Source organism: Streptomyces glaucescens, from assembly GCF_002154375.1.
Lineage (GTDB): Bacteria > Actinomycetota > Actinomycetes > Streptomycetales > Streptomycetaceae > Streptomyces > Streptomyces glaucescens.
Map to the genome: position 1 here is coordinate 1 of NZ_MUND01000603.1, position 765 is coordinate 765.

1 protein-coding gene is annotated in these 765 nt (G+C 74.9%); it reads left to right on the top strand.

The window, feature by feature from the left end; genetic code table 11:
* The first annotated feature begins 213 nt into the window (after positions 1-213).
* On the top strand, positions 214-684 hold the full coding sequence (locus tag CCN42_RS32815; RefSeq protein WP_086741041.1) for a DUF5709 domain-containing protein: 471 nt from the start codon (positions 214-216) through the stop codon (positions 682-684).
* Positions 685-765 lie beyond the last annotated feature (81 nt).

Consider the following 765-nt stretch of genomic DNA (forward strand, 5'->3'; position numbering starts at 1 on the left):
GAGCACGCCCAGGGTGCCGGCCCGGCGCCCCACCCCCGGACCCTTGCCGTTGCGCGGTGCCGAACAGGGGTGGAAGGCTGGATAGCGGCGGCGTCTGCTCGGGGGCGCGCCCGCAGTCCGTGGGCGGGCGGAGCCTGTGCCCCGGCACGGACGGTCGCGGTCCGCCGCCCACCGCGGTGAGAACGGCCCCGTCCCCACCCCCTGGAGGTACCCGTGAACAGCGCCGACGGATGGGGAGACGACGTCTACCAGCCCGACGCGTCCGACCAACGCGAGGACACGGGCGTGCTGGACGCGGAGGACACCCTGGAGTACGACGGTGTCGACGATCCCCTCGACCCGGGCTGGTCCCCTCCGGAGCGACCGTGGGCGGTGGAGCACACCGGGGTGACGGCGGCCGAGCGCCGCGCCGGTGAGACCCTGGACCAGCGGCTGGCCGAGGAGCAGCCCGATCTGGCCGTACCGGACGGCGACGGCCTCGGCGACTCCACGGACACGGACGGCGAACTCCTGGACAACGAGGTCGGTGCCGCCCGCTCGGGCCGTCTCGTCGCCCCGGACGAAGGCGCGCACGAGGACGAGGAAGCTGCGCTGGTCGCGACGGACGTCGGCATCGACGGCGCCGCCGCCTCCGCCGAGGAGGCCGCCGTGCACATCGTCGACGAGGAATCCCTGCCCGGCTGACCCCGTTGTCAGCGGCGCCCCTCCCCTGCCCCCGCCCCACCTGGAGCCCTCATGCAGCAGGACAAGCACCCCGACTACCAC